General features: G+C 44.1%; 14 protein-coding genes. 12 read left to right on the top strand and 2 right to left on the bottom strand.

All coding sequences use genetic code 11. The annotated features are described in order from the left end of the window. Window positions 1-428: 428 nt before the first annotated feature. Window positions 429-638, top strand: coding sequence for a transcription antiterminator/RNA stability regulator CspE (gene cspE, locus QMG91_RS26710; protein WP_004402847.1), 210 nt, complete (start codon window positions 429-431; stop codon window positions 636-638). A 127-nt stretch (window positions 639-765) separates the two neighbouring features. On the opposite strand, the gene QMG91_RS26705 is transcribed toward cspE, so the two are convergent. Beyond that, window positions 766-1509 carry a PilZ domain-containing protein gene (locus QMG91_RS26705; RefSeq protein ID WP_004402849.1) on the bottom strand — a complete coding sequence of 248 codons (744 nt, stop codon included), beginning with the start codon at window positions 1507-1509 and terminating at the stop codon, window positions 766-768. 357 nt (window positions 1510-1866) lie between these two features. Between QMG91_RS26705 and QMG91_RS26700 the strand changes: the two genes are divergently transcribed. The 11 genes from QMG91_RS26700 to QMG91_RS26650 all read left to right on the top strand — a co-directional run bounded on the left by QMG91_RS26700 (window position 1867) and on the right by QMG91_RS26650 (window position 11792). Then, window positions 1867-2820, top strand: a complete 954-nt coding sequence (locus tag QMG91_RS26700; RefSeq protein ID WP_281831068.1) for a phosphotransferase — start codon at window positions 1867-1869, stop codon at window positions 2818-2820. A 308-nt stretch (window positions 2821-3128) separates the two neighbouring features. After that, on the top strand, window positions 3129-4631 hold the full coding sequence (zwf, locus tag QMG91_RS26695) for a glucose-6-phosphate dehydrogenase (protein WP_004402851.1): 1503 nt from the start codon (window positions 3129-3131) through the stop codon (window positions 4629-4631). After that, window positions 4628-5344 carry a 6-phosphogluconolactonase gene (gene pgl, locus QMG91_RS26690; protein WP_281831066.1) on the top strand — a complete coding sequence of 239 codons (717 nt, stop codon included), beginning with the start codon at window positions 4628-4630 and terminating at the stop codon, window positions 5342-5344. Before zwf ends, pgl begins: the two co-directional genes overlap by 4 nt. 20 nt (window positions 5345-5364) lie before the next feature. Continuing rightward, entirely contained in the window at window positions 5365-6813 is a 1449-nt protein-coding gene (gene gnd, locus QMG91_RS26685) for a decarboxylating NADP(+)-dependent phosphogluconate dehydrogenase (protein ID WP_004402854.1), read from the top strand. A 176-nt stretch (window positions 6814-6989) separates the two neighbouring features. After that, window positions 6990-7280, top strand: coding sequence for a hypothetical protein (locus QMG91_RS26680; RefSeq protein ID WP_004402856.1), 291 nt, complete (start codon window positions 6990-6992; stop codon window positions 7278-7280). A gap of 88 nt (window positions 7281-7368) precedes the next feature. Then, window positions 7369-8199: an AraC family transcriptional regulator gene (locus QMG91_RS26675; RefSeq protein WP_281831065.1), complete on the top strand. Its 831-nt coding sequence runs from the start codon at window positions 7369-7371 to the stop codon at window positions 8197-8199. A 39-nt stretch (window positions 8200-8238) separates the two neighbouring features. Next, window positions 8239-8847, top strand: coding sequence for a LysE family translocator (locus QMG91_RS26670; RefSeq protein WP_281831064.1), 609 nt, complete (start codon window positions 8239-8241; stop codon window positions 8845-8847). 141 nt (window positions 8848-8988) lie between these two features. Further along, window positions 8989-9120: a hypothetical protein gene (locus QMG91_RS26665; protein WP_022590686.1), complete on the top strand. Its 132-nt coding sequence runs from the start codon at window positions 8989-8991 to the stop codon at window positions 9118-9120. Between the two features lie 227 nt (window positions 9121-9347). Next, the gene (locus QMG91_RS26660) at window positions 9348-10349 is read left to right on the top strand and encodes a metal-dependent hydrolase (RefSeq protein ID WP_281831063.1); all 1002 of its coding nucleotides are present in this window, start codon (window positions 9348-9350) and stop codon (window positions 10347-10349) included. A gap of 45 nt (window positions 10350-10394) precedes the next feature. Continuing rightward, window positions 10395-11207: an AraC family transcriptional regulator gene (locus tag QMG91_RS26655; protein WP_281831061.1), complete on the top strand. Its 813-nt coding sequence runs from the start codon at window positions 10395-10397 to the stop codon at window positions 11205-11207. 87 nt (window positions 11208-11294) lie between these two features. After that, window positions 11295-11792: a VOC family protein gene (locus QMG91_RS26650; protein WP_281831060.1), complete on the top strand. Its 498-nt coding sequence runs from the start codon at window positions 11295-11297 to the stop codon at window positions 11790-11792. A gap of 233 nt (window positions 11793-12025) precedes the next feature. On the opposite strand, the gene QMG91_RS26645 is transcribed toward QMG91_RS26650, so the two are convergent. Then, a complete protein-coding gene (locus QMG91_RS26645; protein ID WP_281831059.1) occupies window positions 12026-13750 on the bottom strand; it encodes a glycosyl hydrolase family 18 protein in 1725 nt (574 codons plus the stop codon). Between the last annotated feature and the right edge of the window lie 572 nt (window positions 13751-14322).

The raw sequence follows: 14322 nt of genomic DNA, 5'->3' as shown, positions 1-14322 counted from the left end.
TATCAATTGCGAGGGAATAGACCCGGGTTTAGCGGAAAATATTCCCAAAAATAAGAAAATTTTTTTGACAAACAGAGGGTTCGGAAATTGGAAAAACGAGAAATTCCTACAAAACTTTCATGAACTCTGTGTGAATATTGTGGAATTTGCACACAGATATCACAATCAACGTTATTTTTTGACGATAATCGAAGAAAAACATATACACACAGCGGAAACTCGCGTAACTTGGAGGTTGGCCTGTACACAGACCTATTTATTTGCTGTTTCTGACTCAAGAAGTCTTCTCTAACCTACTGCTCTGCGGTCTGTTCCTGAAGTGTTTTCTTTTCGATGTTAAGACCTCTCATAAGTAATTCTAATTCCGGCTGATATATTGGCACGATTGTCGTGCTACGAGATACAAAGATTCAATTTAGGAAATACCCATGTCTAAGACAACTGGCACAGTTAAGTGGTTTAACGAAGAAAAAGGTTTTGGTTTTATTACTCAGGAAGACGGTGGTGCAGACGTATTTGTACACTTCCGCGCTATCACTGGTGACGGATTCAAAACACTTGCTGAAGGCCAAAAAGTGTCGTTCGAAGTAGAACAAGGTCAGAAAGGTCCACAGGCTGCGAACGTAGAAAAAATCTAATTTAATCGTTTAGATTAGATCAGAATATCGCGCCCCGCTTTCTCTATGAGAGAGCGGGGCGAATTTGTTTTTAGGATAAGAAAGTGTGTTTCTTACCCTTTGTTTTCTATAGAAAATACAATTTACGTTAGGCTTTGAGTGCCAATTTTGAACCATCAAATTTGAGATGGCTTAGGAGTTTCTGCACATTCTTTTTACCCTTCTCATCAAACATCATCCCGTAGCGGGCATAGTGATGAGAACGCTGCATATTACATATTGTTCCACTCAAAATAGGCAAATCCAGTTTGCTGCGGGTACGTTCAACAATCGCAATCTGAACTTTCTCTTCGATCTGGAAGGTCCGAATCAACGGGCTGGTTACGATTCGACAACCACCTTTCGAAAGATCACGTACCTCACACTCCAAACGCTGACCGTTATATGCCACAACCGCGGCAAGAGAAACGTCGTATCTTGGTTCTTTTCTTAGCTGAAGTACTTTCATGGTGCTCGGGATAGAAATCATAATCATGCGAACGGGCTCGTTCACAATGTGCATGATCTGACTTCTGAAATAGATGAGTGCACCTTCTCCGCGGGGTGAAATGGCTTTCACGTTCACCCAAAACCCTTCTTGAAAGAAGTATTCGTAGTCTTCGTCTGAAATATCTGGGGCTGCAAGTAGAATAAAATCTGATCCATACGTACCGATAAAGGGCGTAATCCCCTTGTAATTGATACCTACAGGTGTCGAGATATTGATCGTCGTGTCACTATTGTGCTCAATCATCCCTAATGCATCAGAGCTTTTTAGTGTTGTTTCTGCGCCTTTAAATACTTCTTGCTCAGTATTGCTTTGAAGGTTAGCCTCTGCAGAGTTTCCAGCCATGGTGTTCCTTTTCGACTTTAAGTCTTTGTAATGCTTTATCTTATCGTTGTTTTTCCGATTACAACGGTACTCATCATCTACAATAAGGTCAATAGATTGAAGTACTTATTAACAAAGTTAGTGAGTACGATGTCATTATAAGGAATGATTTATAAAACAGCTAAATCATCATTGCCTAATGTGAGCTGTGCGAATAAATTGCGCTCAATTTTCCAGCATCGGTCCGGCACATACATTCAAAAGCTCAAATTTGAGTCATTGTATGTGTTTAGTTTAGTAATAACTCACTCTGTTAGCTAATTCTTGCCAATTGAGCGAGAATACACAGCATTCATCAATACTCTAAGAAATTCTGAAATGGACAAATTGCAGCCACCCTTTGCGCCGTGTAAGAAAGCACTCATCCAAAAACTGTGGGGTGATTTTGGGCGGCTTGAGCGCTGGTATCTGGACTCTGAGTGTCGTCAGTCTGTTATTGCCAAATGGATAGAACTGCCGGACACACTTGCTCATCCCAGAGGGTGGAATACAGCGAGATCGACAGAACGAAAGCTGGCTTCTTACGTGATTGAAGCAAACTGGTATCTGCATTTTTCCAAACAGAAAGATCCTCGCTGTCTAATGCCCATTGGTCTGGATGTGGATCCCAATCCAGCCAACTATGTGATCGTTATGTCTGACCTCAATGATTGGGGGCTAACTCAGATAGTCAAAGAGTCTTCTCTTGTCCATTGGAAGCTCTGCCTCAAGTGGCTCGCCAACTTTCATGCAAAACATTTAGGTTGTGAGGAAACCAATCTTTGGGAGCAGGGGACATACTGGCACTTCGACACTCGACCAGACGAATGGGAAGCGATGCCAGACAGTGACTTAAAACAGCAAGCGTCAGCCATTGACGAGGCGTTAAAACGTGCCCCATTTCCTACCCTGGTTCATGGCGATGCCAAGCTAGCAAATTTCTGTTTTTCTGAGGACAACATTCAGGTTGCGGCTGTCGACTTTCAATACGTCGGGCATGGTTGTGCGATGAAAGACGTGATGCTGTTCATCAGCAGTTGCGTACCTGTCGATCAGGCAAAAGATTTTGAGGAATTGTTGTTAGATTACTACTTTTCTCAATTTGAAGAGGCGATTTTGTTCTATCATCCAGAACAAGACGCAAAGCAGATCACCGAAAGCTGGCGTCCCTTTTACTACCTGGCTTGGGCGGATTTTCTAAGGTTCCTTGAGGGATGGAGTCCAGAACACTGGAAGATCAATAAATATTCAAAAGCATGTGCTACAAAAGGGTTGTCTTACCTCGCGAAGTAACGAATTTTCTGGAATACCATATTTCCAAATGATTGAGCTGTTTTTGTTGTAAATGATAATTATTATTGTTTGATATATTGTAAACGTTACAGAAATTTTGTAGTTTTTCTCAACAAATTTGAAATAGGTAAGTTTTTGGGATGCGTATCGCGGTTAGCTGAGGTAAAGTAGCACGCTGTTTTAGCTCAGTTGAACACTAAGTAGCCCATAGCTCTTACCTCTCGGACTGATAGTTAACACCTATTGTTAATTTACTTGGGACACTGATAGTTTGTGTCCCATTAAAATCCCTCTTTTAAGGAAAGATGATGGTAATACCTGAAAACAGCTGCATCGTTATCTTCGGTGCCTCTGGCGATTTGACTTACCGTAAGCTGATCCCTGCTTTATACCATTTGTATGCAAATAAGCAGCTTCCAGAGTCCTTTGCGATTTTAGGCGTGAGTCGTACCGAGTACAGCGACGAGTCTTATCGCGACAAGTTGAAACGCTCTCTTCAGGAAATGGAAAAAACGGAACCTGAAACGTTAGATGCGTTTATTGATCACCTTCATTACCAAGCGATCAATACTTCTGACACTAGCGATTACGCAAAACTGGCAACTCGTCTGGATACACTATCCGACACTTACCAGTTTGAACAAAGCAACATCCTCTTCTACCTAGCCACTCCACCAAGCCTGTACAGCGTGATTCCAGCAGCACTTGCTGCTCATGGTCTTAATGACGAAAGTAAAGGCTGGCGTCGTCTTATTATCGAAAAACCATTTGGTTACGATCTGGAATCGGCTCAGAAGCTGGATAAAGAAATCCACGAACATTTTCAGGAACACCAGATTTACCGCATCGACCATTACCTGGGTAAAGAGACGGTTCAAAACCTGCTGGTTTTCCGCTTCTCTAACGCGATGTTTGAACCACTGTGGAACCGTAACTTCATTGATTACGTTGAAATCACAGGTGCAGAGTTCTTGGGTGTTGAAGAGCGCGGTGGATACTACGATGGCTCTGGTGCGGTTCGCGACATGTTCCAAAACCACTTGCTACAAGTACTGGCAATGGTGGGTATGGAGCCGCCTGCTCAAATCAACGCAGATTCTATGCGTGATGAAGTGGTAAAAGTGCTTCAGTGCCTAAAGCCGCTTGATGAATCAGACCTTCGAAACAACCTTGTTTTGGGTCAGTACACAGGCTCTGATGTACGTGGTGAATTCCTACCGGGTTACCGTGAAGAGCCGGGTGTGGCAGAAGATTCTCGTACCGAGACTTATGTTGGCTTGAAAGCTTACATCAACAACTGGCGTTGGAATGGAGTGCCATTCTACGTTCGTACCGGTAAGCGTTTGCCAACTCGTGTAACAGAAGTGGTCATTCACTTTAAACGCACGCCTCATCCAGTATTCGGTTTGGATGCGCCAGAAAACAAACTGATCATCCGTATTCAACCGGACGAAGGCATTCAGATGAGCTTTGGTCTGAAAGAGCCGGGTGCAGGTTTCAACGCGAAAGAAGTGAAAATGAACTTCCATTACGCTTCTCTGGAAGAAACGCAAATGCTGACAGCATACGAGCGTCTGCTTCTTGATGCGCTAAATGGTGATGCTACTCTGTTTGCCCGTAGTGATGCAGTAGAAGCTTGTTGGCAATATGTTCAGCCTATTCTGGACTTCAAACAAGATCCACAAGCGCTGTTTGGCTACGCATGCGGAACATGGGGACCAATCGAATCCGACAAGCTGCTTCAGCGCGACGGACGCGCATGGCGCTTCCCTTGTAAGAACCTTACCGACACGGATTACTGCGAACTATGATCAATCATAAGATCTTCCAAACTGCGGATCAGGTAGTAGAAAGCCTGGCAAATGAGCTGAAAGCGTTCAGCGAGCAAGGCAAGCCTGTTCACATTTCTTTGTCTGGCGGCAGCACGCCAAAGATGTTGTTCAAGCTGCTTGCGACAGACGCTTACGCTACATCCATTCAGTGGAACAACCTTCACTTCTGGTGGGGGGATGAGCGCTGCGTAGCACCGGATGATGCTGAAAGTAACTACGGTGAAGCGAACACATTGTTGTTCAGCCAAGTAGATATTCCGGCAGAAAACATTCACCGCATCCGTGGTGAAGACGAGCCAGCGGTTGAAGCTGAACGCTTTGCGAAAGAAATGGCAGATGTAATCCCAACTGAAAACGGCACGCCAGTGTTTGACTGGATCCTGTTAGGTGTTGGTGCAGATGGTCACACTGCCTCCCTGTTCCCGGGGCAAACCAATTATAACGATGAGAACCTAGCCGTTTTGGCTTCTCATCCTGAATCCGGTCAAATCCGCGTATCCAAAACAGCGAAAGTTCTGGAAGCGGCGAAGCGCATTAGCTACTTGGTGCTAGGCGCAGGCAAGATCGAGATCGTACACGAAATTCACACCACTCCAGCGGAAGCACTGCCTTATCCGGCAGCGAAAATTCAGTCCAAAGCGGGCGAAACCGAGTGGTACTTAGATTCAGACGCAGCAAGTAAAATTGCCTGATCGATTAATGGAGATAAATAATGAAAGGTGATATCGGTGTTATTGGCCTAGCAGTAATGGGTCAAAACCTTATCCTAAACATGAACGACCACGGCTTTAAAGTGGTTGCTCACAACCGTACTGCTGCGAAGGTAGACGAGTTCCTAGAAGGCCCAGCGAAAGGCACAAACATTGTTGGTGCATACTCTCTAGAAGAGCTAGTAGAAAAGCTAGAAGCGCCACGTAAAGTGATGCTAATGGTTCGTGCTGGTGACGTTGTAGACACGTTCATCGAAAACCTAATCCCACTTCTGGACGAAGGCGACATCATTATCGACGGTGGTAACACTAACTACCCAGATACAAACCGTCGCGTAGCGCATTGTCGCGAGAAAGGCATCCACTTCATCGGTACTGGTGTATCTGGTGGTGAAGAAGGTGCACGCTTTGGTCCTTCAATCATGCCAGGCGGTGCGCCTGAAGCTTGGGAAGCGGTTAAGCCAATCTTCCAAGGTATCTCTGCAAAAACTGACGCTGGTGAGCCTTGCTGTGACTGGGTTGGTAACGATGGTGCGGGTCACTTCGTTAAGATGGTACACAACGGCATCGAATACGGTGACATGCAGCTTATCACTGAAGCATACCAGTTCATGAAAGACGGTCTTGGTCTTTCAGCTGACGAAATGCAAGCAGTATTCGCTGACTGGAACAAAACTGAGCTAGACAGCTACCTAGTTGAAATCACGGCTGACATCCTTGGCTACAAAGATGAAGACGGCGAAGCTCTGGTTGAGAAAATCCTCGACACAGCCGGTCAGAAAGGTACGGGTAAGTGGACGGGTATCAACGCACTAGACCTGGGTATTCCTCTAACGCTTATCTCTGAGTCTGTATTCTCTCGTTGCCTGTCTGCACTGAAAGACCAGCGTGTTGAAGCTGAAAAACTGTTCGGTAAGACGATTACTCCAGTTGAAGGCGACAAGAAAGAGTGGATCGATGCACTTCGCCAAGCGCTTCTTGCATCTAAGATCATCTCTTACGCTCAAGGCTTCATGCTAATGCGCGAAGCGTCTAATGAAAACGGCTGGGACCTGAACTACGGTAACGTAGCACTAATGTGGCGTGGTGGTTGTATCATCCGCTCTGCATTCCTAGGCAACATCCGTGATGCGTACGAAGCAAACCCAGACATCGCGTTCCTAGGTTCTGACGAGTACTTCAAAAACATCCTACAAAACAGCCTGGCAGCATGGCGTAAAGTAGCAGCGAAATCTCTTGAGTCTGGTATCCCAATGCCATGTACGATTTCTGCTCTATCTTTCCTAGACGGTTACACAACTTCACGTCTACCAGCTAACCTGCTTCAAGCTCAGCGTGACTACTTCGGTGCTCACACTTACGAGCGTATCGACCGTGAGCGTGGCGAATTCTTCCACACGAACTGGACTGGTACAGGCGGCGACACTGCTTCTACAACTTACGACGTTTAATTGCTTCGTAATCCAAATTTAAAGGGTGCCAATCGGCGCCCTTTTTACTTTTTAAAGCTCCTATATCCTGAAATTGGATCACAATTGCAAACTCGTATGTGAAAAATAGCCCCCTTCCTACCTATTCATTGAAGTATGGTTATCTGCAATAGATAAATTATATATTCGAGGCAACAATGGCTTTAATCTTCATTCCCTTCGTCTCTCTGTTTTTTGTATGGAGAGATTTGCATCGCACGGAATGGATAGGAACATTCTACTTTTTGGTTTACGCCATCTATCTCACTTTCTTTGTCGAACTGCCTGACCATCATCGGATAGGAAGCTTTGCTATTGGAGTCCCCTTTGCTTCATACATGGCAATTTTATTCCCAAGTTGGCAGCAGGAATACCCTGAAGGTGTTTTGCAGGCACTCGGCTTTGGTGGGATTACGGTAACCTTTATAAGTTTGCTACTGCTATTTTAACTGCTTTCTAAAACGAGCAATTTTGTTCAAGCTGAGCGATGATAAAAGACGTAATCTGAACTCATGAAGGATGAACGGGAAATTGACCATGCAGGATAAAAATCAATTTCACTATCAGGGAAATCAGAGTATTGATGGGCTGATGCTGCTGAGCGCCAGCATGAGCGACTTTACGTACGACAAACACGCCCATGAAGAATATTCCTTTGGCGTAACCTTAAAAGGTCGGCAAGACTTCTTCTGTCGAACCCAGTTTCACCAAAGTCCAGCGGGTGGGGTGATGGTATTCAACCCGGAAGATGTGCACGACGGGCAATCCGGGGGTACAGAAGATCTCGAATACGTCATGCTCTATGTTCATCCAGATGAATTGGTTTCGCACTTTCAGACTTTGGGAGTCGTAAACCCCAATCAGGCAAGAGTCAAAGAAACGCTATCGAGCGACCCTATACTTCGTCAGCAAATTTTGACCCTGTCACGCTGGATGTCTGAAGACGGCGTATCTAGTGTGGAATACGATGCTGCGTTGCTTGAAGTTGCCCATTCCATTATTCGAATGAGTGGGCAGGCACCTGAGATACCTGTGAAAAACACACGCCGTGAAACACTGCTTCAAAGAGCCAAAGCCTTTATTCATGCGCATGCCAGAGAGGACATCTCAATTGATGACATCAGCCACGCATGCAGTATGTCGAAATACCATCTGATTCGGGTTTTTAAAGCGCAATACGGCATGACGCCTCATCAATACGTGCTCAATTGCCGACTAAATCTGGCGAGAGGGTTTCTTGAATCAGGGAAAACCGCTACCGACATTGCCCAAATAGCCGGATTCGCTGACAGCAGCCATTTCAACCGGCGCTTCAAACGTGTTTATGGAATGACGCCAGCACAATACCAAAAACAACGCCTTTCCTAGGGTCAACAGACCCTAGACTTTTATCAAGAGATAGATCCAATGTTAGAAATCTTCGCCTACGCCATAGGGGTCATGTACACGCCCGGACCTGTAAACCTGCTGGCACTCAACGCTGGGCTGCAAAATAACACCAAACAATACATCGGCTTTTACGCTGGAGTAGGTGTCGCAATGTTCATTTTGTTTGCCTCGATAAGCTGGGCAGGGAAAGCGTTAATTCCAACAGCATGGCTACCCGTGGTGGCGGTGGTTGGGTGCAGTTATATCCTTTACATCGCCTGGAAACTGTATCGCAGTCAGGTTGCGTCGCTAAACGTGGCAACTCATGCTCTTAACTTTAAAGACGGTTTTGTTATGCAGTTGCTTAACCCAAAAGCGCCAGCTGCCGTTTTGCCCGTTGCCGCTGTACAGTTTCCTGCAATAGGGATTCAGGGGAGCGAAGCAATGCTTTGGTCTGGCGTACTTGCCACATTAGCTTTTGGTGCCCCCACTTCTTATTCAATGCTAGGGGAAGTAGTCGGTCACAAACTCAGGAACCCAAGGGTTTTCTCTATTTTTAACAAAGTATTAGCTTGGCTACTCGTTGGTGTCGCGATCAGTTTGGGTTACGAAACCGTCTACCTTCACCTCTTGAATCATGCCGTATGAAGCTCATCGCAAACACTAACTTCTGACAATTGATTACACAATCCTGATTGAATATTGAGCACAAAGTCATTAGTATCTGCTTCTTTGTTGCGTCGCACTCATTGTTCAGGCGCAGTAAATCATGCAGTTTGAGGTTCTAAGATGTTCAATAAATACTATGTGTTCGTACCAAGTGAATTGGAAAACGAGCAAGATAACAAAGATAACTCGTCATGCGAGAAGGAAGCTCAACGTCAGGCATTGGTAAAGCAAGCCCAGGAAGAAGCGCTTTAATCCAATACACTTGGATTCCGCAATTTCACTGCTCCATGCATTTAAAAAGCCTCGAAGACCATATCGATCTTCGAGGCTTTTTTGTGTGTCCACAACGCGTTTTGGATACTCAGATTAGCGAACTCGTTCATTCCCTTTTACACTGAAATCACGCCAAATTTGATGATCTTAGATTTAGGTAACACAGTATAACCGTGTTCAGCTAAAACCTTATTTGAGAGTATTTGATGGATCCATTAACGCAGGGCTTACTAGGCGCTTCTTTGCCTCAGTCGGTGAGTAAAAAACAGAATGTGGTTATCGCCGGAGCTTTAGGGCTGCTCGCAGGAATGGCTCCGGATTTGGACGTGCTCATTCGTTCATCAACCGACCCACTGCTGTATTTGGAATTCCACCGGCAGTTCACTCATTCACTCCTGTTCATCCCCATTGGAAGCTTAATCTGTGCCTTGGTCTTGCATCCGCTTATCGCAAAAAGACAGGGGCTATCGTTTCGGCAAAGCTGGATCTTTTGTGCGCTAGGTTATGGTACTCATGCACTGCTGGATTCTTGCACCAGCTACGGCACGCAGCTGTTTTGGCCCTTGAGTAATGCGCGTTATGCCTGGAACACGGTGTCTATTATTGATCCTGTATTTACGCTACCTATACTGGTACTACTTATATTTGGAATACTGAAGCGAACCCCTTTGTTCGCCCGTGTCGCCTTTCTTTGGGCACTGGTCTATCTAACGTTTGGAATGATTCAAAGAGACAGAGCGGAAGCGGCAGGCTGGCAATTGGCGCAAGAAAGACAGCACGCACCGATTAAACTTGAAGCCAAACCCAGTTTTGCGAACCTTTTACTTTGGAAAGTGGTTTACGAAACCGAAGACAGCTATTACGTGGATGCAGTAAGGGTGGGAACGTCGGTGAAAACCTATACCGGTGAATCCGTGGCTAAGTTAGATGTCGGGAGAGACTTCCCTTGGCTCGAACCTGATTCACAGCAAGCCAAAGATATTGAACGTTTCCGCTGGTTTTCCAATGGGTATGTCGCGCAGGACCCAACCGATAAGTTACGTATCATTGACGTGCGTTATTCTGTTGTGCCCAATCAGCTAAATGCGCTTTGGAGCATCAGGTTATCTCCAACCGTTTCTGAGGACACGCATGTAGAGTATGCTACTCACAGGGACAACTCCCCAACGTCCAGAGCGTTGTTTTTTGAAATGCTATTGGATGATTGATGGAAGCCACTTTGGTGGCGCATAACATAGGGAAATGAATCGCTTATGAACTATCAGACCTTTCAACCACACCCAGATCTAGAGTCGCTAATCAGTTGCTACTGGACTTTGGAAGTCCCTGAAATGGAGGAAACTCAAAGACAGCGAATCATCCCAGATGGCAATATCGAAATGGCGTTCATTCTGGGAGACGATATCAAAAGGTATACCTCTGAAGATAGCTTCATTCTGCAGCCCAGAGCCATGGTATTAGGGCATATCATCGACCCTTTTTATATTGAGGCGACGGGGCGCGTCGACACATTTGCTATCCGATTTTACCCCTACGGATTTGCTAATTTTATAACCGTACCTATCAAAGCATTGGAAAATACCGAGACGCCTTTAGCTCAGTTATTCGACGAAAAAACGGCTAATCAACTGGAACAAGACATTATTAGGGCAGCAGATACGAAACAAAGAATAGAGATAATCGAATCGTTTCTTCTGGATAAGCTTAGTGAACAGAAGACAGTTGATAATATCGTTAAAACAACAATAGACACTCTATTCGCAACTAAAGGAAGCACGTCGATCAGCAAGATCCTCAAAGAAGAACCATCCAAAAGAAGGCAACTAGAGAGGATGTTCGTTAAACAAATTGGTGTCAGCCCTAAACAGTTAGGTAAATTGATTCGGATTCAAAGCGCGTTAAAAATGATGCTTAACCAAGAGGAAAACCTTACCCAAATCGCCTACCAGAATGATTACTATGATCAATCGCACTTTATTAAGGATTTCAAAGAGTTTACTGGAGTCAGCCCAAAAGAATTCTTAGGGAATGAAAACATGAATCTCTCTTCCATGTTCTATAAGTGAATTTAATCTGTCGCATTTTTACAATTCCTTTTTTCATTGCCTGCATAACCTTTCCGTAACATTTCAATCAGTAGATGTGAGGGTTAAATGAGAAAGGTAATGCTGAGTCTTACCGTTGCAATGTTAGCTTTTGGCTACACTGTTTGTTATGGCGCAGACCGAGTTGAATCAGAAAAACCAAAAGGCGATTCAGCCATGAATCAAAATGGAGAAGGTATGAACAGTTATATTTCTATTTTTGAAATCCCAGCAACAGATATTTCAAGAGCCATCAATTTCTACCAGGCAATCCTCGGCATCAATATCGAGCAGATGGAAATGCCGGGCATGGAAATGGGCTTATTCCCTTATGAAGATCAGGCAGTGATTGGCGTGGTTTTAAAAGAAGAAGGTTTTCAACCTTCGTCAGGTGGTGTCACGGTATACCTAAACGGGGGAGACAACCTTCAGGTTGTTCTCGATGAAGTGGAAAAAAACGGCGGCAAAATCGTTATTCCCAAAACCGCTCATGCTGACGAAAGTGGATTCTTTGCCATATTCCTCGATTCAGAAGGAAACAGAATGGGGCTACATTCCCCAAATTAATTCAGGAAGAGCTAACACCTGATACCGGTTAACGAATAACGCCAAGATCATGCTTCAGTCTCGGAGTGTTAATTAACCCTGCACATAGACTCTGCTTATTTGAAAAGCCTCGAAGAATGTAATGATTCGGGAGGCTTTTTTGTGTTGTAGTGAAGTGTAATTTGCGAAAAAAATCCCTGCTCTGGATTAACCAGAACAGGGATCAAATGAGAGAATACTAAAAATAGCGGGTATTAGTTGGCAGGTTCCCAGTTACCCCACTTATCTTTTTGATATGACACTTTAGGGTTATCACCACCCTGAGCCCAGTTTCGCGCTCTCCATTTTTCATTTTCGAAAGTTACGATATCACCAGTTCGGTAAATTTTTGTCGCATCCCATAGGTCTGCAGGCGGCTCAGTTGGCTTTGTTGGCGGCTCAATTGGCTTCGTTGGCGGTTCAATTGGACCGATAGAACCAGCTTTAACACCTGTTAGGATTTTACAGTCCTCTTCAGTCAGCTTGTTTCCGTTAACGTCGATAAGTCCACACGTATTAATAACGTTAGTCATGTCCAGTTTAGTTTGAGTGACTTTGTAGCCTAAACCTTCACGTGCAGCATTGATGTGGTAACCAGGATCGTGATCGACCATCCAGTTGAAAATACCGCCCAGATTACGTTTTTTCGCGTACGCCGCTTTCGCGTAAACTGTTCGTGGAGTATCAACACTTACGTACTGTTTTGTGGTCTTGTTGAACAGGAAGTCTGCATTCGCGTCGATGTCGGTGTAAATCTCATAGCCCTGCATGCCAGCAGCACCTGTGCTCTTAAAGCTCACAAGCTTGTTCGCATAATCGTAAAGCTCAGAAGAACCCGTATCATAAGATTTGTTTGCAGCATTACCCGGCGTAAACGAACCAATCAGTGGAGAAACGCTTTGAAGGTTCACCTGACCAGCGTTACGGCTATAGTTTGCGTAGCCAATCTGAATCGCTGTTGATGGAATGCCAAGCACGTCGATCATGTAATCAATGGATTTCTCAGCAGAGTGGAACGTATCGTCATTCTTAAGCTGCTCGCCAGACAGGTTAGTGTGGTGAGCCAGTTTGTCCTGCCATTCACCCATGAAGTCATACGTCATTAAGTGGACATAATCCAAACCGTTATCGATCAATGCTTTGATGTTTGATGCGTCCAGTTTTGAAGCAGGCGCACCAGCGGCGATAGCAATTTTCTTGTTTTGCATACCAGCAGCATCTAGAGCCATACGAAGCTCTTTGATAAGAAGCGCGTAGTTCTTACCGTCGTCTGGTGACCACGAGTTTTCGCTCGCACCCGCACCACCTGGGTACTCCCAGTCAATGTCGAGCTGATCAAACATTGGATACAGAGTGAACCACTTCACAGCACTGTCGACAAACACTTTACGAGATTCAAATGTGCTTGCCATACGAGAGAATGGTTCAGATAGCGACCAGCCACCCACACTGAAGGCAAGCTCTAAGCCTGGGTCGCGCTTCTTCATTTCACGAAGAACAGCAACCAAACCACCAGCGTGTTCCTGACCTGCTTCAAAAGTTGCAGGGCCGTTTAGTTCACTTACCCAGTTACCGCTACCTGCGCCAAGATCCTTATGGAGATCTGCAAATGGGTCGGTAAACACAATGGTGAAGTCAGGGTAACCGCCTTCGGCACACACTTTCTTCGCAGACTTAACAGCAGAAGTAATCGTTGGGTCACCAATCTCGGTGCCACAAAGCGCCATGAAGGAATAAACTAACTTGTCGTATTTTCCTTCAATGTCATTGATATCAAAACTACGCTCGTATCCACCCCAGTTAGAGACATAACCTGCTACTGGTAATAGTGACGCGTTGTCTTCATAAGTATTAAATACTTGTTCCGCCTGAGTCCATTTCGGACCACTATACGCAGCAGTACTACACGCTGCTAATATAGCTAAACTTACTATTTTCATAGATGTTTTCATTTTATCTACCTTTAATAAAATTTAAGTTTTAATGATTTTAAATGTTTCTTGTTTTACCAAGATTATGTTTGTTGCTGCTAATAATTACGTTATATATTTTATAAAATTTGATCCATATGCTTGTTGTTGTATATGTGTTTTATTAAAGTCAGATTTTTACGATGACTTGGTTTTAAAGTTAAATAAAAACAATAGTTTGAATTTAAATGTCAATTTGATGTTATTATATTTTTCCTTTGTTAATGCTTGTTCTGTGATTTTTATTCGAGTTATTTTTTGAAGAAAAAATACTGTCTCAATAAGAAGACTAAGTTGTTTTAGAAACAATAATTCGAATAAAAATTCAAAATTAATGAAGAAGAATAATGATTGAAGTTAGATTTTTAATGAGAGATATCGATTTTTATTATCAGCATGAATATTTATTTACAGACAAAGATACCGTACAGGGTAAATATTGATAATGACCAATACTGTTATTAATTGGAGTGTAATACTGTATTTTTCTGTATCAGATAATATTATTTTTGAACGCGATTCAGAATATTAGGCGACGAGGC

The organism is Vibrio nigripulchritudo (genome assembly GCF_027924785.1).
GTDB classification, from domain to species: domain Bacteria; phylum Pseudomonadota; class Gammaproteobacteria; order Enterobacterales; family Vibrionaceae; genus Vibrio; species Vibrio nigripulchritudo.
This window is presented reverse-complemented; position numbering and strand designations above follow the sequence as displayed.

Excerpts from the sequence above, each read along its gene's own strand:
- cspE (WP_004402847.1), top strand. The coding sequence starts at position 429 with ATGTCTAAGACAACTGGCACAGTTAAGTGGTTTAACGAAGAAAAAGGT.
- QMG91_RS26705 (WP_004402849.1), bottom strand. The coding sequence starts at position 1,509 with ATGGCTGGAAACTCTGCAGAGGCTAACCTTCAAAGCAATACTGAGCAA.
- QMG91_RS26700 (WP_281831068.1), top strand. The coding sequence starts at position 1,867 with ATGGACAAATTGCAGCCACCCTTTGCGCCGTGTAAGAAAGCACTCATC.
- zwf (WP_004402851.1), top strand. The coding sequence starts at position 3,129 with ATGGTAATACCTGAAAACAGCTGCATCGTTATCTTCGGTGCCTCTGGC.
- pgl (WP_281831066.1), top strand. The coding sequence starts at position 4,628 with ATGATCAATCATAAGATCTTCCAAACTGCGGATCAGGTAGTAGAAAGC.
- gnd (WP_004402854.1), top strand. The coding sequence starts at position 5,365 with ATGAAAGGTGATATCGGTGTTATTGGCCTAGCAGTAATGGGTCAAAAC.
- QMG91_RS26680 (WP_004402856.1), top strand. The coding sequence starts at position 6,990 with ATGGCTTTAATCTTCATTCCCTTCGTCTCTCTGTTTTTTGTATGGAGA.
- QMG91_RS26675 (WP_281831065.1), top strand. The coding sequence starts at position 7,369 with ATGCAGGATAAAAATCAATTTCACTATCAGGGAAATCAGAGTATTGAT.
- QMG91_RS26670 (WP_281831064.1), top strand. The coding sequence starts at position 8,239 with ATGTTAGAAATCTTCGCCTACGCCATAGGGGTCATGTACACGCCCGGA.
- QMG91_RS26665 (WP_022590686.1), top strand. The coding sequence starts at position 8,989 with ATGTTCAATAAATACTATGTGTTCGTACCAAGTGAATTGGAAAACGAG.
- QMG91_RS26660 (WP_281831063.1), top strand. The coding sequence starts at position 9,348 with ATGGATCCATTAACGCAGGGCTTACTAGGCGCTTCTTTGCCTCAGTCG.
- QMG91_RS26655 (WP_281831061.1), top strand. The coding sequence starts at position 10,395 with ATGAACTATCAGACCTTTCAACCACACCCAGATCTAGAGTCGCTAATC.
- QMG91_RS26650 (WP_281831060.1), top strand. The coding sequence starts at position 11,295 with ATGAGAAAGGTAATGCTGAGTCTTACCGTTGCAATGTTAGCTTTTGGC.
- QMG91_RS26645 (WP_281831059.1), bottom strand. The coding sequence starts at position 13,750 with ATGAAAATAGTAAGTTTAGCTATATTAGCAGCGTGTAGTACTGCTGCG.